The organism is Sulfuricella denitrificans skB26 (assembly GCF_000297055.2).
GTDB classification, from domain to species: domain Bacteria; phylum Pseudomonadota; class Gammaproteobacteria; order Burkholderiales; family Sulfuricellaceae; genus Sulfuricella; species Sulfuricella denitrificans.
Map to the genome: position 1 here is coordinate 2,091,855 of NC_022357.1, position 21,602 is coordinate 2,113,456.

25 protein-coding genes and 1 pseudogene are annotated in these 21,602 nt (G+C 56.4%); 8 read left to right on the forward strand and 18 right to left on the reverse strand.

What is annotated here, in order from left to right; translation table 11 throughout:
* Positions 1 to 136 precede the first annotated feature (136 nt).
* The 4 genes and pseudogenes from SCD_RS15755 to SCD_RS10150 all read left to right on the forward strand — a co-directional run bounded on the left by SCD_RS15755 (position 137) and on the right by SCD_RS10150 (position 3,949).
* A complete protein-coding gene (locus SCD_RS15755; RefSeq protein WP_009205055.1) occupies positions 137 to 562 on the forward strand; it encodes a hypothetical protein in 426 nt (141 codons plus the stop codon).
* Positions 559 to 1,376 (forward strand): annotated as a pseudogene (locus tag SCD_RS10140) (DUF3025 domain-containing protein). Before SCD_RS15755 ends, SCD_RS10140 begins: the two are co-directional and overlap by 4 nt.
* A gap of 96 nt (positions 1,377 to 1,472) precedes the next feature.
* A complete protein-coding gene (locus tag SCD_RS10145; RefSeq protein ID WP_009205058.1) occupies positions 1,473 to 2,654 on the forward strand; it encodes a methyl-accepting chemotaxis protein in 1,182 nt (393 codons plus the stop codon).
* Positions 2,655 to 2,656: 2 nt separating this feature from the next.
* Positions 2,657 to 3,949, forward strand: coding sequence for an MFS transporter (locus SCD_RS10150; RefSeq protein WP_009205059.1), 1,293 nt, complete (start codon positions 2,657 to 2,659; stop codon positions 3,947 to 3,949).
* Between the two features lie 105 nt (positions 3,950 to 4,054).
* Here the strand turns inward: SCD_RS10150 and SCD_RS15760 are convergent, their stop codons facing one another.
* The 9 genes from SCD_RS15760 to SCD_RS10195 form a co-directional block, all read right to left on the reverse strand.
* On the reverse strand, positions 4,055 to 4,711 hold the full coding sequence (locus SCD_RS15760; RefSeq protein WP_009205060.1) for a hypothetical protein: 657 nt from the start codon (positions 4,709 to 4,711) through the stop codon (positions 4,055 to 4,057).
* A gap of 556 nt (positions 4,712 to 5,267) precedes the next feature.
* Complete coding sequence (locus SCD_RS10160) at positions 5,268 to 6,656, reverse strand: sensor histidine kinase (RefSeq protein ID WP_009205061.1); 1,389 nt, start codon at positions 6,654 to 6,656, stop codon at positions 5,268 to 5,270.
* Between the two features lie 20 nt (positions 6,657 to 6,676).
* Positions 6,677 to 7,354 carry a response regulator gene (locus SCD_RS10165; RefSeq protein ID WP_009205062.1) on the reverse strand — a complete coding sequence of 226 codons (678 nt, stop codon included), beginning with the start codon at positions 7,352 to 7,354 and terminating at the stop codon, positions 6,677 to 6,679.
* Positions 7,355 to 7,481: 127 nt separating this feature from the next.
* On the reverse strand, positions 7,482 to 8,240 hold the full coding sequence (locus SCD_RS10170; protein WP_009205063.1) for a pseudouridine synthase: 759 nt from the start codon (positions 8,238 to 8,240) through the stop codon (positions 7,482 to 7,484).
* 305 nt (positions 8,241 to 8,545) lie between these two features.
* Complete coding sequence (locus SCD_RS10175; protein ID WP_009205064.1) at positions 8,546 to 8,890, reverse strand: FKBP-type peptidyl-prolyl cis-trans isomerase; 345 nt, start codon at positions 8,888 to 8,890, stop codon at positions 8,546 to 8,548.
* A 36-nt stretch (positions 8,891 to 8,926) separates the two neighbouring features.
* Positions 8,927 to 10,078, reverse strand: coding sequence for a GGDEF domain-containing protein (locus SCD_RS10180; RefSeq protein ID WP_009205065.1), 1,152 nt, complete (start codon positions 10,076 to 10,078; stop codon positions 8,927 to 8,929).
* Positions 10,079 to 10,083: 5 nt separating this feature from the next.
* Entirely contained in the window at positions 10,084 to 10,335 is a 252-nt protein-coding gene (locus SCD_RS10185) for a hypothetical protein (RefSeq protein WP_009205066.1), read from the reverse strand.
* Between the two features lie 29 nt (positions 10,336 to 10,364).
* Positions 10,365 to 11,858 carry a 2Fe-2S iron-sulfur cluster-binding protein gene (locus SCD_RS10190; protein ID WP_009205067.1) on the reverse strand — a complete coding sequence of 498 codons (1,494 nt, stop codon included), beginning with the start codon at positions 11,856 to 11,858 and terminating at the stop codon, positions 10,365 to 10,367.
* Positions 11,859 to 11,900: 42 nt separating this feature from the next.
* Positions 11,901 to 12,302, reverse strand: a complete 402-nt coding sequence (locus SCD_RS10195) for an SseB family protein (RefSeq protein ID WP_009205068.1) — start codon at positions 12,300 to 12,302, stop codon at positions 11,901 to 11,903.
* 150 nt (positions 12,303 to 12,452) lie between these two features.
* Between SCD_RS10195 and SCD_RS10200 the strand changes: the two genes are divergently transcribed.
* Positions 12,453 to 12,809 (forward strand): TusE/DsrC/DsvC family sulfur relay protein, encoded by a 357-nt coding sequence (locus SCD_RS10200; protein WP_009205069.1) that lies wholly within the window; start codon positions 12,453 to 12,455, stop codon positions 12,807 to 12,809.
* Between the two features lie 9 nt (positions 12,810 to 12,818).
* Here SCD_RS10200 and SCD_RS10205 read toward each other — a convergent pair whose 3' ends face one another.
* From SCD_RS10205 to SCD_RS10235, 7 genes are all read right to left on the reverse strand, one after another.
* Entirely contained in the window at positions 12,819 to 12,998 is a 180-nt protein-coding gene (locus SCD_RS10205; protein WP_009205070.1) for a hypothetical protein, read from the reverse strand.
* Between the two features lie 4 nt (positions 12,999 to 13,002).
* On the reverse strand, positions 13,003 to 13,359 hold the full coding sequence (locus SCD_RS10210) for a hypothetical protein (protein WP_009205071.1): 357 nt from the start codon (positions 13,357 to 13,359) through the stop codon (positions 13,003 to 13,005).
* Positions 13,360 to 13,422: 63 nt separating this feature from the next.
* A complete protein-coding gene (locus tag SCD_RS10215; protein ID WP_009205072.1) occupies positions 13,423 to 14,478 on the reverse strand; it encodes a GDP-D-glucose phosphorylase 1 family protein in 1,056 nt (351 codons plus the stop codon).
* A gap of 16 nt (positions 14,479 to 14,494) precedes the next feature.
* Positions 14,495 to 14,914: a hypothetical protein gene (locus SCD_RS10220; RefSeq protein WP_009205073.1), complete on the reverse strand. Its 420-nt coding sequence runs from the start codon at positions 14,912 to 14,914 to the stop codon at positions 14,495 to 14,497.
* A gap of 5 nt (positions 14,915 to 14,919) precedes the next feature.
* Positions 14,920 to 15,192, reverse strand: coding sequence for a barstar family protein (locus SCD_RS10225; RefSeq protein WP_009205074.1), 273 nt, complete (start codon positions 15,190 to 15,192; stop codon positions 14,920 to 14,922).
* Positions 15,183 to 15,581: a ribonuclease domain-containing protein gene (locus SCD_RS10230; protein WP_198408599.1), complete on the reverse strand. Its 399-nt coding sequence runs from the start codon at positions 15,579 to 15,581 to the stop codon at positions 15,183 to 15,185. The genes SCD_RS10225 and SCD_RS10230 overlap by 10 nt, the downstream gene beginning before the upstream one ends.
* A 72-nt stretch (positions 15,582 to 15,653) precedes the next feature.
* Positions 15,654 to 16,835, reverse strand: coding sequence for a class I SAM-dependent rRNA methyltransferase (locus SCD_RS10235; RefSeq protein WP_009205076.1), 1,182 nt, complete (start codon positions 16,833 to 16,835; stop codon positions 15,654 to 15,656).
* Between the two features lie 247 nt (positions 16,836 to 17,082).
* Between SCD_RS10235 and SCD_RS10240 the strand changes: the two genes are divergently transcribed.
* Complete coding sequence (locus SCD_RS10240) at positions 17,083 to 17,868, forward strand: class I SAM-dependent methyltransferase (protein WP_009205077.1); 786 nt, start codon at positions 17,083 to 17,085, stop codon at positions 17,866 to 17,868.
* A 59-nt stretch (positions 17,869 to 17,927) separates the two neighbouring features.
* Here SCD_RS10240 and SCD_RS10245 read toward each other — a convergent pair whose 3' ends face one another.
* Both SCD_RS10245 and tsaA read right to left on the reverse strand, forming a co-directional pair.
* On the reverse strand, positions 17,928 to 18,566 hold the full coding sequence (locus SCD_RS10245; RefSeq protein WP_009205078.1) for an MBL fold metallo-hydrolase: 639 nt from the start codon (positions 18,564 to 18,566) through the stop codon (positions 17,928 to 17,930).
* A gap of 11 nt (positions 18,567 to 18,577) precedes the next feature.
* Positions 18,578 to 19,270: a tRNA (N6-threonylcarbamoyladenosine(37)-N6)-methyltransferase TrmO gene (tsaA, locus tag SCD_RS10250; protein WP_009205079.1), complete on the reverse strand. Its 693-nt coding sequence runs from the start codon at positions 19,268 to 19,270 to the stop codon at positions 18,578 to 18,580.
* Between the two features lie 79 nt (positions 19,271 to 19,349).
* On the opposite strand from tsaA, the gene SCD_RS10255 reads away from it, so the two are divergent.
* Positions 19,350 to 19,910, forward strand: a complete 561-nt coding sequence (locus SCD_RS10255; RefSeq protein WP_009205080.1) for a DUF6806 family protein — start codon at positions 19,350 to 19,352, stop codon at positions 19,908 to 19,910.
* 329 nt (positions 19,911 to 20,239) lie between these two features.
* Positions 20,240 to 21,538 (forward strand): dissimilatory-type sulfite reductase subunit alpha, encoded by a 1,299-nt coding sequence (gene dsrA / locus SCD_RS10260; protein ID WP_009205081.1) that lies wholly within the window; start codon positions 20,240 to 20,242, stop codon positions 21,536 to 21,538.
* Positions 21,539 to 21,602 lie beyond the last annotated feature (64 nt).

The following is a 21,602-nucleotide window of genomic DNA, read 5'->3' on the forward strand; positions in this document are numbered from 1 at the left end:
CTCGTCTCATGCCATCAAATTGCTAAATACTCCAACCGCTTGCCGGCATTGGAAATCACCGCGAAATCATCGATGGAATATGGTAGCATCCAGAACAACGAGCCGATAAAATCGTGAAAATCTCACCGAAAAATCTATGCTGAAACACTCCCTTATTTGTTTTGCCCTCGTGCCTGTTCTTGCGGGATGTTCAACGGGACAGTCCGGGGGCACGTCAGCGCTACCCAGCTTCATCTCCAGTCCGAGCCCGAGAATCCCATTCGTCGCAGCGCTTGGCGCCGGCGCCTACTACCTCTACAAGGACAACTGGACGCTGGAAGAAATCCAGACAGGCGATGACAAGTTCCGTATCACCCTGAAAAAGAATATGCTGCGGCAGGATGGCGACTCTGAGGGAGACATGCTTTTCAAGCGCCGTGCCGGAGAGATTGTTACCGAACTGGGTTACGACGGCTACCGCATCATGGAATACAGTGAGGGCATCGAATCGGCCGCACTGGGTCCGCAACGGGTGGCGCATGGTGTAATCCAGTGCTACAAGGGTGCTGCCACCGCAAAATGACGTCCGCCTGGGACGCAGCGTGGCACACGCGTTCACCGATCTACCAGCCGCTGCTGGAAGCCGCACATAGCCTGAGCTATTCACACGATAACTGGCCTGATCTCGAAGACTACAACTGCCTGCTACAGGCCGCATCACCCCCCATTCTCACACACAATGGCAAGCCGGTACGCTGCGTTCCCCAAGCCGACGACCACTACGAGCAAAGAGCCTACCTGACCGGCGAAGTCCAGACCCGCACCCATAACTGGCATGACCTGTTCAACACCCTGGTGTGGCGGGTTTTCCCCCGCACCAAGGCAGCTATCAACCTGATGCATTACCGCACCAGCCAGGAAAACCCGCAGCCCGCAGTCGGCCGCGGCACTGCCCGCGACGTGCTGACCCTTTTCGACGAAAGCGGCGTGGTGATCGCCTGTGCGCAGGATGAACTAAGCGACATGCTGAGACAGCACCAATGGAAATCGCTGTTCTGGCAGCGGCGCAGCGAGGTGGACATTAACATGAAGTTTTTGTCTTCGGCCATTCCCTTTATGAAAAGGCTCTGCAGCCTTACATCGGCCTGACTGGCAAGTCCCTGGTTCTTCCAGTATCACCCGGCTTCCTCACGCTACCCTTTGCCCGCCAGCTGGCCGAAATCGACGCCATGATGGCCGAACATTTCCTCCAACCAGATTCGCTCCGCGCCACCTTGAATTTGAGTCCACTGCCGCTGCTCGGCGTTCCCGGCTGGTGGCCAGACAACAATTACGAATTTTTTTATGAAAACACCCGCTATTTCCGTCCGGCACCTATCTGGGAAAACCACGGATAAAGGCCTCTGCCCCCTTTTTTCACTTCACAACCTCGGGGTTCGAGGTTAAGCTTTCCAAATAACCAGAAATACAAAACATTCGTAACGGAGTTCTTCATGAAAAAAAGTATTTTGCGCACGCTGCTCCTGTCTTTTCTCGGTTTCGGCATCCTGGTCGCGGCAGTTTTTCCTTTCTATGCCAACTTCTTCGTCAACTGGAAGCCAGGCATGCTGCCATGGTTCGTCGTTGGTTGCCTGATCGCAGGCCTGGGTATTGGCGTGGTGAACTACGTGCTGCTCAACACCATCCTGCTGAACCGGTTGCGACGCATTTCCGAAGTGGCAAATGCCATCTCTAACAAGGATCTCACGCACAAATGCTCGATGCAAAGCGCCGACACCATCGGAGAGATCATTACCAGTTTCAACAACATGGCAACGAACCTGCGCGAGCTGATCGGCCAGACCGTCACCCTGAGCGGCAGCGTCCGCGTCGACAGCACCAGCATTCGTGACTTCATGTCAGGCATCACCGGCAACCTGAACGAACAAACCGGCCGGACCGGAGAAATCAGCAGCGCTATAGACCGTCTTGCCAACACCGTCGAACAGATATCCAACAATTCCGCCGATGCTGCAGGCAAAGCACGCGAAGCCACCGAGCATGCACGCCAGGGTGGTGATGTGGTACAAAAAACCGTGCAGGGCATCGACAAGATCAGCCGGGCCGTCAACGAAGCGGCCAACGCCGTCGAAGAACTGGGACGAAATTCCGACCAGATCGGCGCAATCGTGGCGGTGATCAACGAAATTGCTGGCCAGACCAATTTGCTCGCGCTCAATGCGGCGATCGAAGCCGCCCGCGCCGGCGAGCAGGGGCGCGGCTTTGCGGTGGTGGCAGACGAGGTCAGGAAGCTTGCGGAAAAAACCAGCAGCGCCACGGCCGAAATCGGCGGAATGATACAGGCAATCCAGCAAAAAACCGGCGAAGCGGTCAGAACCATGAATGCGGGCACAGCAGATGTGAAGGAAGGTGTCGAGAATGCCCGCGAAGCCGGCAACTCGCTGCGTAATATCGTCGAAAGCGCCGAACAGGTCACCGCCATGGTGCAAGAAATCGCCAGCGCCACCCAGATACAGAAACAGGATGCTCACAATATTCGACAGAACATTGCTGGAATCGGCGACCTGATCGAAAGTACCCTGAAAAACACTCGCGAAGGCACCGCTAAAGCCAAAAACCTCACCGCGCTGGCAGAAAGCCTGGACAACACCGTTAACGCCTTCAAACTCAATTAGGCATGGCGCGCAGCCTTGCCGCCGATGTCAGCGGCCGCGAGGTCTGGGCGTGGGCTATGTACGACTTCGCCAACTCCGGCTACACCACCGTTGTCATCACTGCCATCTTCAATGCCTATTTCGTTGCCGTCGTAGCCGGCGATCAGCCGTGGGGCACTTTTGCCTGGACCGCCGCGCTCGCGCTGTCCTATGCCCTCATCATGCTGATGGCGCCACTGGCAGGCGTCTATGCCGACCTGTACGCTGCCAAGAAAAAACTGCTGCTGATCAGCACGGCTGGTTGCGTGATATTCACTGCGGCACTCGCCCTAGTTGAGCCGGGCCAGATCTGGCTCGCTATCCCGCTGATCGTGCTATCCAACTTCTTTTACGGTAGCGGCGAAAACCTGATCGCCGCTTTCCTTCCAGAACTGGCACGCGGCCGTTCGCTGGGCAAGGTTTCCGGCTGGGGCTGGAGCTTCGGCTACCTCGGCGGACTGGTCAGCCTCGGCGCCTGCCTGGCCTATGTAAACTGGGCGGAAGCACATGGCCAGCAAGCGGCGGATTTCGTCCCGATCACCATGCTGATCACGGCGGCGCTATTCGCCTTGGCAAGCCTGCCTACCTTTTTGTTTCTCAAGGAAAGGGCCGTACCGCAAACGCACGCTCGACACCACCTGATCCAGGAAACTTACACCCGGCTCGGACAGACTCTGCGCCATGCCGCCCACTACCGCGACCTGCGCCGATTTCTGATCTGCACCGTGTTCTACCAGGCAGGCATCCAGGCGGTCATCAGTCTCGCCGCAATCTACGCCCAGCAGGCCATGCACTTTTCCACCCGCGACACCATCCTGCTGGTTCTCGTGGTCAACATCACGGCTGCAGCCGGCGCCTTCCTGTTCGGCCACCTGCAAGACCGGATCGGCCACATCCAGACCATCGCGATTACCCTGGTGCTGTGGATCATCATGGTGCTGCTCGCCTGGGGCGCGCAAGGACCACAGATGTTCTGGCTAGCCGCCAACCTCGCCGGCATTGCCATGGGGGCAAGCCAGTCGGCGGGACGGGCAATGATCGGGCTGCTGAGCCCGGCAAAACGGCGCGCCGAATTCTTCGGGCTGTGGGGACTGGCAGTGAAATTTTCCGCCATTCTTGGTCCAATCACCTACGGTCTCACGAGTTGGCTGTCCAAGGGCGACCATCGCATGGCCATCCTGGCCACCGGCAGCTACTTCGTCGTGGGATTGGTGCTGTTGAGCGGGGTGGATGTACTGAGAGGACGCCGCGCCGCGCTACGCGACGCAACAACTTAGCGCTTCTTACTAAAACTCAAGGAAGCCTGACCCCGGAAAAGTGCCGAGAACAAATAAAAAAGGGATACCCCGAAAGATATCCCGTCAAAGCAGAACAAATCGAAATTATGCGTCAGCCAGTGCCACTTTACGACGACGCATTACCACACCAAGCATACCGACCGCAGAAGCCAGTAACGGGAGGGCGGCAGGCAACGGCACAGCGGTGACAGGCAACGGCATAACTGCGGTGGAAACGAAGTTCACACCGACCACATAATCATCGTAATCCGCATCGCCTTTGTAGCTATCGTTAAAACCTAACAGATACTGGAAAGTGCCGTATTTATTAGATTCAGCGAATGAAGACCCTGAACGATCTTTCAAAAATGCAAAACCCAGGGCTGCCCCTGAAACCTCTCCATTATTGAAGACAGCCCCTTTACTATCAAAAAACTGGAAACCGACTACGCCTCCAGTAACCTGCTTTGAAATTGACTTGCCTAATACGTTGGCTTCATTTAATTCCTTGCCTTCAAGGACAAATCTGAATCCATCCAAATAGCTACTTTCGTTACCTAAATAAGTGGCCGTAAATGTACCCGCCCCACTAGCCATGAGAATACCAAAATTACCCGCTTTTTTGGCACCAGTAACTTCCTTTGGCTGGCCATCGTAATTGTTAACAGCAAATTCCGCAGAAAGTGATTCAATGCTTAAGCTGCTGGCGTGCGATGTCCCATACAGAGATGCAAGGACCAGGCAGAGAGCGATTTTTTTCATGTTACTTTTCCCTAATAAAATAAAATTTTTGGCTAAGGCAGAAAACGCGGCGCCCAATATCCTGGTCGATGCGTTGACTTGTGATACCCGCCAGGCTCATTTTCGAATCTGGCGGTGCCTTGCTGGCGAATGAGGAATATTCCATAACGCAGTATTAGCATCATAAGCAATACTCATGCCAACCTCAGTTAAAGTATCATTAATTTAACTTAATCTAATTTAATCAGTTGGATGTTGCGATTGCTCGGGTATCAAAAAACAATGAGGGGAGTTGAATGGAATGTAAAATATCTCGACACGGTCCTCGTAAGGAATCCGTCAGGTTTTGCAATATCCATCTCCTGGAAACAGCTCGGACACCAATAATCAAAGGAACTCAAGAGAAGACAGCAGATTTCGGGGGCTTGTTTCCATCCAGCACACCACGAAATCCACCGAAACGACAGGCCGAAATTTTCGACAGGGGTTTTGTAAGTAACTCGTAAGCTTGATAGCCCGCAAAAAGAGAGGCCCCGTAGACACTGAAAGACTTGGCAAGAAAAATCAGTTCACTATATCACCGGGCAGGAAATATGACTTTTGCCACTGTCCCCTTGCCCTGTACGTTTGCATCCAGTTGCACGCTGGCCTTATGCGCCAGCGCGATTTCCTGAACTATGGACAGGCCCAGCCCGCTACCCTCAGCCCGACTTCCCAGTACGCGATAGAAACGCTCAAAAACCTTTTGCCGCTCTTCCGGCGGAATGCCGTCGCCATTGTCTTCCACGATCAATGCAGGCGGATCGGCGACAACACTGACCGTCACCTGGCCACCCGGCGGGGTATAACAAATCGCATTGTGAATGAGGTTGGTCACCATCTCCCGGAGGCGATCGGAATCGCCCATCACCATCGAAGTCAATGGACTGCCGACAAACCCGAGATCGATCTTTTTCCGGTAGGCTTCCGACACCCATTCCTTGGTCATCTCGGCCGCCAAAGCATTCAGATCGACAATTCCAAATTCTTTTGCCTGACTGGACTCGTGCTCGTTACGCGCCATGGCTAGCAACTGGTTTACCAGACGGCACATCCGGTCGCAACCGGTCATCAACGGCTTCAATTCGGTGCGCACGTCGTCCGTCGAGGTTTGACGGGAAACCAGTTCGAGTTGCGCCTTGAGCCCGGCCAAAGGAGTACGGAGCTGGTGAGCAGCATCCCCCGCAAAGCGGCTTTGGCCTTCCAGCACCCGCTTGAGCCGTTCCATCAGATCATTGACGGTGTCGATAATCGGCCTGATTTCTTCGGGTGCAAGATTCGAGTCCACCGGACTAAGATCCAGGTGAGAACGCTGCGCCAAATCCCGTTTCAGGACACGCAACGACTGCAATCCCTTGCTGATGCCGAGCCAGACGGTCAATGAGGCAAGCAGGATGAGCATCGCCTGCGGCTGGAGAGAACTGTTGAAAATATCTTGTGCCAGCAGTTTGCGTTTGTTCAGCGTTTCCGCAAAGCTGATGGAGATAAAGAGATCCTGGCGATCGAGTGCAGGGATCTGTGTAAGGGTGACTGCCCGGACCTTTTCACCATTCACGGTCCCGTCAAAAAATACCGAATTCCGATGGACTCGAAGATTTTCACTCGATGGCAACAACCGGCCGTTTCCAGCCAACACCCTGCCCGCATGGTCGCTCACCGAGAAAAATATCTGGTCGCTGTCGTCCGCCATCAATAATTGCGAAGCCGTCTCGGGCAGATGTAGCGATGGAACTCCATCCTGATCGATCACCAAATATTGGGTTAACGATTTGGCAAGATCTTCAAGTGCGCGGTCGTAAACACGGGCAGAAAGGTCGGGAGCAGTAACGAAGTAGGTATAGGCAGATCGCGCCGCAAACAGAGTAATCAGCGGCACCAGCAACCACACCAGCAAATTGTAGTGGAGTCTATTGGGGTAAATTTTCATGCGTCTTAACTGGAAGAATGTCAGCTGCCCAGGTCAGGTCTCTCGAGCATATAACCCAGCCCTCTGACCGTCCTGATTTCGATACCATAAGGTGTGAGTTTCTTGCGTAGCCGGTGCATGCAGACTTCTATGGCGTTTTCGGTCACTTCATCGCCCCAGCTATAGAGATGGCGGGTGAAATCCTCTTTCGAAATAACCTGGCCTACTTTCAGCAGCAACACCTCGAGCGTGCCAAACTCGCGTAGCGTAAGCTCAAACAGCTTCCCATCGATGAAAGCCTGGCGAGTAAACAGATTAACCTCCAGCATACCGTGAGAAAGCGTTGCGCCTGATGTGCCGTGCCGGCGACGGAACAGCGCGCGAACCCTGGCCTCCAGCTCGGGCAGGTCGAAGGGTTTAACGAGGTAGTCGTCGGCCCCCAGGTCCAAGCCGCGAACCCGGTCCATCAAAGAGTCGCGCGCGGTCATGATCAGTATAGGTGTGCTGGTGTCGCGAGCGCGCACCTGGCTGAGAACGCTGAACCCGTCGAGCTTTGGCAACCCAATATCCAGCAGCACCACGTCGAAGGTCTGGTCTTCGAGCACCCGGCTTGCCTCTTCGCCGTCCACAGCACAATCGACCACCGCCCCACCCTGCACCAGAGCCTGCTTCAAGGCGTGTGCAAGAACAGCATCGTCTTCGACAAGTAAAATTCGCAATCCATCACCCCAATTTTTTCCGATGCGGAGAGTTCACAAGCAACCCGAACCGGATGGCTATCCGTCGTTTATCCGCCCAACTGGGTCACAATGAATCCATCGGGAACAGACTATTGTATCTTTACAGCTAGAAACGTTCGCTCTCGAGCAAATAGCGCCATTGCCCGACCGGCAGATCGCCCAGCTTTACGCGACCGATGCGGACGCGCTTGAGGCCGACCACTTTGAGCCCGACCAGCTCGCACATGCGGCGGATCTGGCGCTTTTTGCCTTCCTTCAGGATAAAGCGCAGCTGATCCTGGTTCTGCCAGGACACCTCCGCCGGCTTGAGCGTTTCGCCGTCGAGGCTGAGGCCGTGGTTAAGGCGTTTAAGGTTGGCTTCGTTCAGCCTGCCCTCCACCCGCACCAGGTATTCCTTTTCGATTTCGGAATCGGCACCGACCAGTTGCTTGGCGATGCGACCGTCTTGCGTCAACACCAAAAGTCCGGTGGAATCGATATCAAGCCGCCCCGCCGGGGCCAAGCCGTGCAAGTGCTCGGGGGAGTAAGGCTGCGGTGCACGGTCTTCCTTGTAGCGCGTCTCCTTGCCGATCAGCGTCACTGCCGCCTGGTAACCCTTCTCAGGCTGCGAGGAAACATAGCCCACCGGCTTGTTGAGCAGGATGGTGGCGAGTTGCGACTGCTGCTTTTCGGCTCGCTTATCCAGGGTGACGGTTTGACTGGGATCGACCTTGATGCCCAGCAGAGTGACCCGTTCACCATCAACCAGCACCAGGCCGCGTTCGATCAGGGCATCCGCTTCGCGGCGCGAGCACAGACCGCGTTCGGACATCAGCTTGGAAAGACGGATTTTTCCAGAATTTTCGTCCGTCTCCGATACACCCATCTTCGGTCCAGGCTTATCTGGCCGCGTCAGTTTGACCCGCGTTGACACAGGCACCGTGACGGCACCCGCTGCGCCATCGGGCTTTCGCCGCCCAACCGGACCCACCCTGCCCTTCGGCGGCCTGCGTATAGTCATAAGGGCCTATTCATGAATAACTCGAACATTCTGGCCGCACTGGCAGGCGCGCTACGGCGTTGCCGGTCGCTTGCAGGGAATGGCCATGCGGCGCACCCGGCGCCTTGCATCGCATCCCGCCAGCGCGCCCATAATTGCCCAACTTATCCATGAACAGGCCCTAACAGGTTTTAAAGAATTTTCAGCAATTCGACTTCGAACACCAGCGTGGCGTTCGGAGGGATGACACCACCAGCACCGCGCGCACCGTAACCCAGTTCAGGCGGGATTGTGAGCTTGCGCGCACCGCCCACTTTCATGCCCTGCACGCCCTCATCCCAACCCCGAATAACATGTCCGGCGCCAAGTGGAAAATCGAAGGGATCGTTGCGATCTTTGCTGGAATCGAACTTGGTGCCGTCCGTCAGCCAGCCGGTGTAGTGTACGGAAACGCGCTGGCCAGCTTGTGCAGCTTCGCCTTCTCCCTCGCCGAGGTCGTCGTAAATCAGTCCGGATGGGGTGGTAATTTCAGCCATGCTGTGCTCCTGAGTAAATTAATTGAACAATGTATTTTACCTAACTTCAACAGAACTCGCTTTATCGCTTTCGGGCATGACGACCATGACGCAGTTGCGGCCGCCTTGCTTCGCCCGGTACAACCCCTGGTCGGCACGCGCCACCAGTTGCTGCGCAAGCGTCTCGGCATTCTGTGTACGATTACAGTCATGCAGGGTGGCAACGCCTATGGAAAGCGTGGCCGCGAGAGTTTCGTCCCCCTCACCCTTGAATCGCTGTTCGGCGATGCTGTGGCGAATGCGCTCGGCGATGGTAAGCGCACTCGCCATGTCTGTCTGTACCAGCAGGACGGCAAATTCTTCCCCGCCATAGCGGCCCAGTACATCAATAGAACGAAGCTGGCCCTTGATCCGCCAAGCCACCTCGCGCAATACGCAATCACCAGTCTGGTGGCCGTACTGGTCATTGACTTGCTTGAAATGGTCGATGTCCAGAAATAAACAGGAAAGCGGAAATCTCTGGCGCTGGGCGCGACTGACCTCCTCCTGCAGGCGCTGGTCGAAATAACGCCGGTTGTGCACTCCGGTAAGAGGGTCGGTCAACCCCAGATGCTTGAGGCGCTCGCTATTGGTGACATTCTCCAGGCAAACCCCGAGGATCGCCGCAAGGCGGCCGATAAAATCGGTCGCCATGCCAGGCGCAAATCGCGCCTCATTGCGACTTCCAAGGTTAAGGCTGCCGATCAGTTTTTTCTGACGCACCATCGGCAGGATGGCGATGCTGGCGGGAGGGGTGTCGCGAGGGAAGAAGGGGGCGCGACTGGCAACGTTATACTGCCCCAGCACCGGCGCCAGCGAAGTGCCACAAAGGCGGTGAAAACGGGAGGGGTTGTCGAGGCACATCAGGCCGGGGTATTCATTGGCGGGAATACCGATATCGATCAGCATGCGCCGCACTTCATATTCCGGATCGATCACCGCCAGCGTCACCACATCCAGATCGAAGGTTTCCTTCATTTCCTGCAGGACATACTGGAGCAATTCCTTGAAACTGCTGACACCGAGCATGCGCAGTTCTGCATCCTGGAAGCGGCGCATCACCTGCTCGTTCAGCCGTGCCTGGGCCACCAGCGTTTCCAACTGCTGTTGTAACTCCTGGTTCTCTGTGGGCAAATGCCTGTTGCGCAAGTTGAGTAAATCGTCGGACATCTGATCTATACGCCCGCCACCTCGGCCTTGACGATTTCCAGCGCATCGTGCATGGTTTCCTCGGGCGTTGCATTGATGCATTCGGCCAGCATTTCCGCGGCCTCCAGCGTGTTTTCAGGCAGCACACCGGCATCCAGTTCAGCAATGAAAGAGGCGGCAGCTCCGGCGATGCGCAGGAGCGTCTGACGCTCGCCCATCAGAATTTCAAGTTCGGTGCGCAACATGGCGATTTCCTGGTCTTTCAGCTCATGTGACATTGTATTATCCGTTTTCTGGAATCAATGCATCAGCGTACCACACCCGTGATGAGTTGCGCATCCGGCAGACCGTGTCCAAGCAACCATTTCCTTGCCGCGTCGACCAGCGACTCGGGACCGGCCACATGCACGTCGAAGCCACCCAGTACCAGGTAATCATCGACAATTCGCTGCAACAATCCACCGACCAGACTTTCCTGCCGACCAACCGCGGTTTCCAGGTCGGTTCCTGCCACCAGCGGAGTGTATTGGAAGTTGTCCAGCGCATCGGCCCAGGCGCGAGGCAAGTTGGAAAAATACAGATTGACCTCGCGAGACACCACCCAGTAGAGGTGCACCGACTCGGCGACATCCAGCGCCATAGCGTGCTCCATCAGGCTTTTCACCGGCGCAAATCCAGCCCCGAAAGCGATGAAAATCAACGGCCGGGTAGAATCCTCATGCAGCACAAAGCTGCCTTTTGGGCCTTCCACCGCCACCGCCTCGCCTTCCGTCAGTCTGGTGGCGACATAATCCGCAAAAGGATTGCCCCGCAGGTTACGTATATGAAACTGCAGGTTACGGTCGTCGCATGGACAGCTTGCCACCGGAAATTCCGCCGAGAGCGCGTGTCCGAGCTGAAGGGTCGCATTCTGCCCGGCCAGAAAACGCAGCCGGTTGTTGCGCGGAGTTTGCAGATTCAGAATCAGCATATCGTCGCCTGCCTGCTCGATGCTTTTGACGTGCGCCGTAATGTGCTGGAGCGGGATATCCGATGCGAGATGCGCCTCGCCCGCCTCGATCACCACATCGGTCACGGCGGTGTTCGAGCACATCAACGCGCAGCCGGAGGCTTTGTCGGCTGCACTCAGAACATAATCGTGCGGGCGCACTTTCATCACCTGACCAGAAACGACTCGCGCCTTGCACTGACCGCAATTGCCATTGCTACAACCGTAGTTGAGCGCGAGTCCGGCACGCAGCGCGGCTTCGAGCAGGGTATCGGCGCCTTCGACAAAAAACTCGTGTCCGCTTGGCTGAATTTTTACATGTGCGGCCATAACGCGGAGAAAACTGTCGCGTATGGTTAAATTGGGAAGTCCTGCTTGTGCATCTCTAGCTGCCAATTCCTGATGCACCCACATGCGGAGAGAAGCTGCCGCAGCCTGCACCTCTTCACCACCGTTGCCCCACTCCCTGAGCTGCTTCTCCAGTCCATCGACGATAGCTTGATATTGGCTCAGAGAAACCTTGGTCTCTGCCAGTTCCTTGCTCAAACCGGTAAGCCGGGCAGCAAGCACTTCCTTATCTGGCAGGGTACGCTCGAACACCCGCTTGCCGAAGGCTTTTTCCTTGATCTGCGCAACTCGCTCGAAGGCGGTGTTATCCTCGAACTGGACATCGGGATAAACCCGCAGCAAATCCTCGGCAGCCACCGTACCATCGAAAGACGCCAGCACTCCATCCTTGATTTTCTTCTGCAGCGCTACCCGCGTTACACCCACCAGGCGCGCCGCTCTGGATAAATTCAGAAGTTGCGGCATTTCCTGCTCCCCGAGATCAGACAGCGAAAGTCGTATTCCAGTTTAGCTGAGCTGGCTCAACATTTCCGGCTCCATGTCGAAGCCAACTTCACAACCGGGATTGAGCGCGACACCGTGGCCGGCGCCCATCTTTTCCAGAACCCACTTGAATTCGGTCAGCAGTCCGCCACCGTATTGAGGATAATCCTTGAGAAAAGGCTTGGCCCGATCAGGGCTAGTGAATACCGCAAGAACCTTGACTCCATCTTCGGCTTCGAGCACCAGCGGCTGTGCGTGGGCGGAGCGTTGCACACCCGGCATCACCTCGTCGTCCTCAATCGGCATGAAGACCTCTGAAACCATTAGTTCATGCATGAACTCATCGCCCGACAGGCTGCCTTCCCACGCCGCCAAGAGCTTTTTTTCCAGTTCGTTTTTCGGTATGAACACTTCGTTTTCCATCATGTTTCCCTCAAATTTTGAAAATATCTAAGGTCAGTATAGTGAACTTGACTAATTCGCTCAACTAATCTAAATATTAAGGATGAATCACACAGAATGCATATGCGCCGCCAGAATGCGGCAATGTTCCACATCAAGCGCAGGAGGTGAAAAATGTACGACATCAACCAAATCATCAATCGTGAAGGCAACGCTCCGGAAGGCGATCTTCTCGATCTTGGCGACTGGTCCGAGCAGATTGCGCAAGAACTGGCAGGGGAGGAAAATATCACCTTGTCAAAAGAACACTGGGACGTGATCAATTTTCTTCGCGACCACTATCAGCGATGCGGTCCTTGCCCGAACGGCCGAGCCGTTCTGAGTTTACTCGAGGACAACTTCTCGCAACAAGGCGGCAAAAAGCACCTTTACCATTTATTCCCCAGGGGTCCGGTCGTCCAGGCCTGCAAGATTGCGGGACTGCCTTTGCCGCCATACAGTGCGGACGCCTCGTTCGGCAGCGTAATGTAGAGCCGGCGTTCACGACTTCAGCGGTATGATACTGATCACCGCGACCGGCTCGTCCTGATCAAGCCTTTCGGCCAGTTCCTCGGCAATGCCATCGATCCCCGCGGTGGTAAACAGGTCGTTGGGCGTTTCCACCGAGGCGGAATAGAATGTGCCCTCGTTGTCCACAAATGCAACGTGATAGTGGTTCATGCTGTCATTTTCCAAACAGGTCGCGCAACTTGTCGATGATGTTTTTTTCACGCTCGTCGAATGAAAACAGCGGGTCGACGAACCCGTGCTCCTTGGCACGCTCTTCCGCCACGGCGAGATGGAGGAAGTCCTCGTAGTACTCCTGCTCGGTGCAGGTCACTTGGGTAACGAAGACATCCGGCTCGTGGAAATCAGTGACCCCCAGCACGTAGACCGTCACAGTGAGGACCTTTTCCCTGGGAAATATCACTGCTTCGGTTTGCAGCGACACGACGACATCGGCTTCCGTCGCAGGATTGCTGTCCGGACTCAGCGTACCGTATGCTGCCCGGAGTCGATCTTCTATCAGGTTTTTGCTCATTGCTTGCCGCTCTGGACTGTACGCTCAAACGTTACACCATTCCCACCATTCAGAGCAATCGAATCACTTTAACCTGGCAAGCTCTTTCCGAATGGTGGCGTCATCGAGGTTCTCGTAATCGTCGCGATTGAAAACCACGATCCCGCCCGCCAGTTCGTGCCAGGTAAAACCGCTGGTCCATACCGGCTGGGGGTAGGCCCCCTGCTTCAGGCGCGGAAACACGAACAGCCTGCCAGGCACATACAGCAAATTGTAGGCGATCTCGTCGGAATGCAGCATTTGGATGCAACCCCATGCAGCGCGCGGCTCGTCGAACGCCAGGCACTGCGCCGGATAAGATTCGCTGCCGCCGTTGTGGCTCCACACGGCATCCATCACCGGGAAACCCTGCGGCTTGAGGAACATCTGGAAATGCAGGTGGTTGACCGACGCGAAGGCACCGATGGAGTTGTAACCGAAACCCACGCCGTTCAGGGTTTCCGCCAGTTGCAAGGTCAGCTCCCAGACGTAATTGTGGTGCTCCAGCGTCAGAAACTGGGGCAGCCTCCGCTCCCTCTCCGGCACCAGTAAACCGTGGAAATCGACGAAAGGGTACTTGTTGTAATACAGGGTGGCGTCCTTACCGCCCAGCATCCCCGCCCAGAATGCCTCCTTCTGCATGAAGCCCTTGTTGAAATTGAAGCCCGCCTCGTCGAAATCCGCATGGATCCCTGCTGGCGCCCGCGCCGTGATACGCTTGGGGCGAAACGAGCGCAGATGGTTGAACTGCAGTTCCCATTTTCCTGTCTGCCTCCGCTCCGTGTGCCTCAACTTTTCCAGCCCGACAGCCTGTATCTTGAGGAACACCAGCAGATCCTCCTCCACTTCCTGGATAGCCCGTCCGCTTTCCAGGGCATCGATGTATTGATTGCACAGCCGACGGTACAGCACTTCGAGTTCAACAGACGTGGCGGAATGGATTTGCGAGTCGAAGGTGGCATTGGCGCAAACCAGGATGAACGGCCCCAGCCCGCCTCCCTGCAGGAGGCCGGACAAGCCGGCAGAGAATGCCTGGCAAAAAGCCTGATTGGAAGAAAATGGGCCTTGGTTTATGGTTGGGGTGGCTTGAGCGTGCATCATGCCTCAATTATTTCATCTATGAGCCGGATGCGGGCGCAAATCGGATTCCCCCTTCGGGAACAAGCTCGAAGCTGCCCAACAATGTGCCGAGTGTGCTGGTTTTGCCCTCCAGTGACATCCCGCAGAGGGCAATCTCCACCCGGTATTGCCCCATGCCATCCTGCATCACGTAGTTGCCCTCTGCCGTCCTGAACACTTTCACACTGCCCGCCTGGCCCCCATCGGGCGGCAATGGGTAGCGCCTCTGGCAGGCGGGCAGAGAAGTGACGGTCATGGTGCGCATGACTTCATCGCTCCAGAAGTAAGGTTTGCTGCGAACCAGGGTCAGCGCCTGTTCGGGGCCAAACCAGTAGGAAGCGCTCTCCATGGCGCAACCCGCCAGCAGAGGCAGGAAGACGGGGAAAAGCAGGAGATTTCGACAGGAAGGAAGGGGCATCGTCTTCACCTCAGCGTAAAAGTAAAATCATCGCGCTCCGCTACCAGGTCGTTGAGCAGGATGATCAGTTTGGCATAATCCACGCCCAGGTTTGCCTGAGCCTGCGCCGACCCTTCCCAGACGATCTCGAACGGCCCGGCGACCTCACCGGACAACACGTCCCACAAGGCGTCCAGATTGCGCCCGAAATAGGCCGGAAAGGCGAGTTGACGCGCCAGTTCGTTGTAGAACTGTACAAGGGTATGGATATCACGTAGAACGCAGCGTTTTAACGGCATGGCGGCACCTCGACGAAGGTCTGGTAATGGTCCACAGTCACACGGCGAAGGCCCTCCCGGGAAAACAACAGGCGTTTAGCTCCCCGATGCCCTCCCCGGTAATTGAGGTCGGCTTCGCGCCAGTCGCCGCGAGGCAACCTGCCTTCCCGGTTGCCGAAATGGTCGCCGCCTATGCTCTTGAACCTGAGGGCGGGCACGTTCCACAAATCCCGGCCGGGTCGCCAGCCGCTCTGCTGCGCCTGCCTCTTGGTGACGAATTTTCCTGGCAACTGCGTGTTGCGGCTTTCATTCAGCACATCCAGCATATTCGCCAGCTCCGCTTCATCAATTTTCGGCTGCAGGCGCTGGTTCAGCGCATGCGCCGCCTCACGGCAGCTGGTAGCAAACACAGCGGTCGTCCAGGATGCCGCGCAGAGCACCGCGAAAATAACAAAACCTCGGTTCAGCGATGAAACCACAGCCTACTCCACCCGGCGCAGCAGCAAGCCCTTGAGATATTCCCCCTCGGGAAAATTCAGCACCGCCGGATGATCGGCATCGGCGGCGAAGCGACCCACGATCTGTGCTGTCACGTTCGCATCCATCGCTGCACCAGCGAGAATTTTCTGGAACAGGTCGGCAGTAACGCCGCCCGAGCAGGAAAAAGTGGCCAGCAAGCCGCCCGGCCGCAACAGCTTGAGCGCCCACAGGTTGATGTCCTTGTAGGCGCGCGCCGCATTGGCGGCGTGATGGGCGGTTGGGGCGAATTTGGGCGGGTCGAGCACGATCAGGTCGAAGCTCTTGCCCTGATCGCGCATCAGACGCAGCGACTTGAACACGTCGGCCTCCAGCCACTCGGCGCGATCCGCCGCCAGATTATTGAGCGTAAGGTTTTCCCGCGCCAACGCCAGCGCCTCGGCGGAACTGTCCACCGACAGCACCGAGCGAGCGCCGCCCTGGAGCGCGCTCAAGCTGAAACCGCCGCTGTAGCAGAAGCAGTTGAGCACGTCCTTGTCATTGGCCAGCTCGCCGACGCGCCGGCGGTTGTCGCGCTGATCGAGGTAGAAGCCGGTTTTCTGTCCTTTTTCCACATCCACATAAAATTTCAGCCCATGCTCGCGGATGACCAGCGGCGCAGGCAGCTTGCCGCGCAGAATTCCAGAACGCGCCGGCAGCCCTTCCAGATCACGCACCTCGGCATCTGACCGCTCGTAAAGATTGGCGCAGCCGGTCAGTTCCACCAGCAAATCGGCCAGCGCGCTGCGCCAACGCTCCATCCCCGCCGACAACACCTGCATCACCAGCGTGTCGCCGTAGCGATCCACCACCAGACCGGGCAGTCCGTCGGATTCACCGTGTACCAGCCGCATGCCGTCGGTAACCTTGGTCAGTTCCTGGCGCAAGCCGATGGCGCGCGCCAGACGCGCGCGGAGGAATGCCTCGTCGACTGTCTCGTTTTCCCGATAAGTCCACACCCGCCCCAGAATCTGCGATTTGGGGCTATACGCGGCCAGCGCCAGGAAAGCGCCGTGGGTATCGCGAACAGCGACGGTTTCGCCGGACTGCGGCTCGCCCTTGATGCGCTCGACAGCGCCTGTGAAAATCCAGGGGTGGCGATGCTGCAGGGATTTTTCCCGGCCGGGATTGAGGATGAGTGAGTTCATGATGGTTTAACCGAATGAGAAAAAAGAGGATTCTGAACCGCAAAGTATAACAGTTGACCTGCGGCTACCTGAGCTTTTCAATCCGGCAGTACTGATAAACTCTATGTCAGAGTAGGGTTTTCGCGCACACAGGCGAATTAATCAATGAAAAATGGGGAAGCGGCCATTTAACGGACCTCTTCGAATATTGGCAATTTCCTGCTAATCTTGCCCAATTATATTGAGAATTAATTAAAGGATATGACATATGGAAAAAAATGTATCTTCAACTGTGACCTGGGGAATATTCGAACAAAGGGAAGAATACCGACGCTCACTTTTTTCGAACGTGTGGTCACAGATGGTGCCCAAGGTTTTTAAGGATGTTCCGAAATATTATCGTCCGGGGAACATTGTCGCGAGTTTGGGCTTGTGGGAACTATGGGTCTGGCAGTTCGTGAGAACGATAAAACTGCAGCCGCAATACCAGGTTCTCGATGTCTGCGCGGGAACCAATGATGTGGGCGTCAGGCTTCTGAAAAAACAACCGGGCATTTCTGTCACCGCCATTGACCGCAGCCAGGAAATGCAGGAAGAAGGGCAGCGCAGGGCAGAAAGAAACGGTCTCCACATAGATAGCATCATTCACGATGTTCACGAGCTCCCCTTTCCGGACAACTCGTTCGATGTGATCACGCTACAGGCCGCATCACGCCATCTGCAACTGGACAAGGTACTGCCCGAGATTCTTCGCGTGCTCAAGCCGGGTGGATTCTTCTATCACTGCGACATGCTCAAGCCGACCCACCCGATTGTCGAGTGGTTCTATCTGCGCTTCTTGCGCATTTCTGTTTTCACGACATCGCTGATTTTCGGATCGACCGAGGCATCTCGAGGATGCAGCGGATATTTCAGCGATGCAATCCATCATTTCTATACCCCGGAAGAATTGTCCGGCGTGCTGAAACTCATTGGATTTTCGAATATCGCCTGCAAGAAAAGCATCTGGGGCGGAATGGTGGGATTTCACGCGGCGCAAAAAACCTCAACCTAGCAGCCATTTCCCGACGATGAACGCGTGCGTCCGAAGCCTGTTGGCGGAGCGTGCGTTCGTTAAACCTCGTCTCCCGCGTAAGGATTGGTGAGCCGCTCGTAGCCGAAGGTGGATACCGGGCCGTGACCAGGAATGAAAGTCACCTCGTCGCCCAGCGGGAATAGCCGCTCGCGGATCGAGCGGATCAGCGCCGGGTGATCGCCGCGCGGGAAATCGGTGCGGCCGATCGAGCCCCTGAACAGCACATCACCGACAAAGGCGGTTTGGCTGGCGCGATGAAAAAAAGCCACGTGGCCGGGGGTATGACCGGGGCAATGCAGCACTTCCAGGATCTGGTTGCCGATGCTCACCGTATCGCCCTGCTCCAGCCAGCGATCTGGCGTAAACGCCGGGATATGCGGAAAGCCGAACATCGCGCTCTGCTGCGGCAGCGACTCCAGCCAAAAGGCGTCCTCGCGCTGCGGTCCTTCGATCGGAATTGCCAGCCTCGCCGCGAGTTCCGCAGCCGCCCCGACATGGTCTATGTGGCCGTGGGTCAGTAGCAGCTTGGTCAGATGCAGGCCGTTTTCCTGAACACCGGCCAGCAGCACCTCGGCATCACCACCAGGGTCGATCAGGGCTGCTTCCAGGGTTTGCTCGCACCAGACCAGAGAACAGTTCTGCTCGAACGGGGTGACGGGGATGATGAGGTATTTCATGGATTCGGTATTTATCCTGCGGGAATAATATCGGTGACCAAAACAAGACAACCATCAGTTTGCCACTTCACGTCGTAGTCTAGCAGCCTCATGCCGAAAACACGCTTGCTATCATTCTTCCCATAGTAAGCAGGACGCGGGTCCTGACTTAGAATCTGACGAATCAGCAACTCCAGTTCCGGCACCGCCGCGCAGCGATCAAGCGCAGGCTGGCTGAAATTCACCTCGAACAAGGCGGCAGGAGCTTCCGCTGCAAAACCCCCGGTTGCGCCGGGAATAACATCCGAATACGGCAGGTAGGGTTTGATATCCAGCACCGGCGTGCCGTCCATCAGATCCACGCCCTTCAGGTGCAGCAGCACCCGCCCCGGCTCGGCTTCGATGCGTTCCAGTTCGACCGCCGACAGGCCGATGGGGTTGGGGCGATGGGTGGAGCGGGTGGCAAATACGCCCAGGCGACGATTGCCGCCCAAGCGCGGCGGGCGGACCGTCGGCTTCCATGGCTCGTCCATGCAAGCGTGAAAAACGAAGCTCACCCAGATGTGCGAAAAACCCTCCAGCCCGCGCACCGCCTCTGCCCGGTTATACGGTGGCAGCAGTTCCAGCACCGCCCGCGCCGCCGGCACAAGGCCGGGCTGGCGAGGGATGCCGAACTTTTCTTTGAAACAGGAATGGATAACGCCGATCGGCGCGAACGTGAACATGGGGCGGATTATATTCCATGCCCGCAGCGGAAGCGATGGAGTAAAATGGCCACTGTTGTTTGTTTCCGGGAGTTGCATCATGCGCATCGAAGTCCACGTTCACGGCATCCTCAACATCTGCAAGGGCGTCACCCTGACTCAGATAGAAAACGGCCTGCGCAAGTGGCTGGATTATCTGGATGCGGAAACCATCGCCGAAGCGCGCAGCATGGAGCAGGATGAGCCCGGCATCGTCTTTCACCGCCCCGAGCGCACCCTGGAAGTATGCTGGACCGGAGAAGTCGGCAGGAATTTCGTGAGCCGGCTGCAGGACACGCTGTACGAACTCGGCCCTCTAACCGAGAGCGCTTCCCAGATCGAACTGACCTACTACTATGAAGATGGCCGCGACGAATACCAGATTCTCTTTGTCGGCCCGAGCGAGGAATCCATCCACCTAGCGCAACGACAGCACATGATCGAGGACGTCGCAAGCCTGCTCTCCCGCCACTTTAGCCAGGAAGATGTCGTGCAGGTCACTGATCTGGTCAATGTCCTGTTCGACCACGACCTGGAAAAGCGCAAGAGTGCCGAGTCCGAGCCCGATTTCCAGCTGCCGGGAGGGAGCCTGCTCCACTTCAGGAAGAAACACCTGCATTAAATCCGGCACACCATTTTACCGCCGAGGAGGTTCCTCACCCAACCTTCCTCTACAAGCGGGGGAAGGAACGATTACCTCCATCCCATCGATTCTTGACACATTATCGTTCTGCTGGAAAATTCTGCATCACCCAATCAACATGGGGCTTTCAGCGGAAATACTCCGTTTGGATTGTCTTCCTTGGCCCATAAATACTTGACTAATTCCATCTGGGATTACTATACTTTGTTTACACAGTAGAAATAGTCTATTACCCGTACCCATTCCATGGTTATTACGGGGAATTGAGAGCTAGTTTTTTTTATTTCAATTTTTTAGGAGATAACACCATGGCTAAGAAACAACATGACACGCCACTTCTCGACCAACTGGAAAGCGGCCCATGGCCCAGCTTTGTGACCGGCCTCAAGCGTCTGGCTAATGACAACGATATGATGGTTGACCTGATGGGTCAGCTGGAAACCTCCTACGCAACCCGTAAAGGTTACTGGAAGGGCGGTACCGTTGGCGTGTTCGGCTATGGCGGCGGCGTGATCCCGCGTTTTTCCGAACTCAAGGACGAGAACGAGAAACATGTCTATCCTGATGCAGCCGAGTTCCACACCCTGCGCATCCAGCCACCTGCCGGCATGCACTACACCTCCGACCTGCTGCGCAAGATGGCCGATGTATGGGAGCGGCATGGTTCAGGCCTGATTGCCTTCCACGGCCAGTCTGGCGATATCATGTTCCAGGGCGCGACCACTGCAAACGTACAACCGGCTTTCGACGAACTGAACGAAATGGGCTTCGATATGGGTGGCGCCGGTCCTGCCGTGCGCACCTCGATGTCCTGTGTCGGTGCAGCCCGCTGCGAACAGTCCTGCTTCGACGAAGCCAAGGCGCTGCGCACCGTGGTCAACACTTTCCTCGACGACATGCACCGCCCGGCCCTGCCATACAAGTTCAAGTTCAAGTTCTCCGGCTGCCCGAACGACTGCGTCAACTCGATTCAGCGTTCCGACATGGCCACCATCGGCACCTGGCGCGACAGCATCCAGACCGACGACGTGCTGGGCAAGAAATGGTTCGCCAAGCACGGCATGGACGAGCTGGTCAACGACGTCATCAGTCGCTGCCCGACCAAGGCTCTGTCCCTGAAGAACACCAAGGATGTTTCCACCGCCGAAGGCATCTCCAGCGTCGCGATCAACGACACCCAGTCGATGCAGATCGAAAACCATAGCTGTGTACGCTGCATGCACTGCATCAACGTCATGACCGGCGCCCTGGCTCCGGGCAAGGACAAGGGCGTGACCGTCCTGATGGGCGGCAAGAGCGTGCTGAAGATCGGCACCACCATGGGGACCGTAATCGTGCCGTTCATGAAGCTGGAATCCGATGAGGACTTCGAACAGTTGGTCGAACTCGCCCAGAACACCATCGACTTCTTCGCCGAAAACGCCCTGGAGCACGAGCGTACCGGCGAAATGATCGACCGTATCGGCCTGGTCAACTTCCTGGAAGGCATCGGTCGCGATATCGACGCGAACATGATTCTTGAGCCGCGCGCCAATCCTTATGTACGGACTGACGGCTGGGACGAGGAAGTCGAGAAAGCTAACCAGCGCAAGGCTGGCGCAGCCTGACGTACTGACGTATCTAGCAGCCTGACGAACTGCCAGGCTGCTAGTAAGCGTTACTTGTAACCCG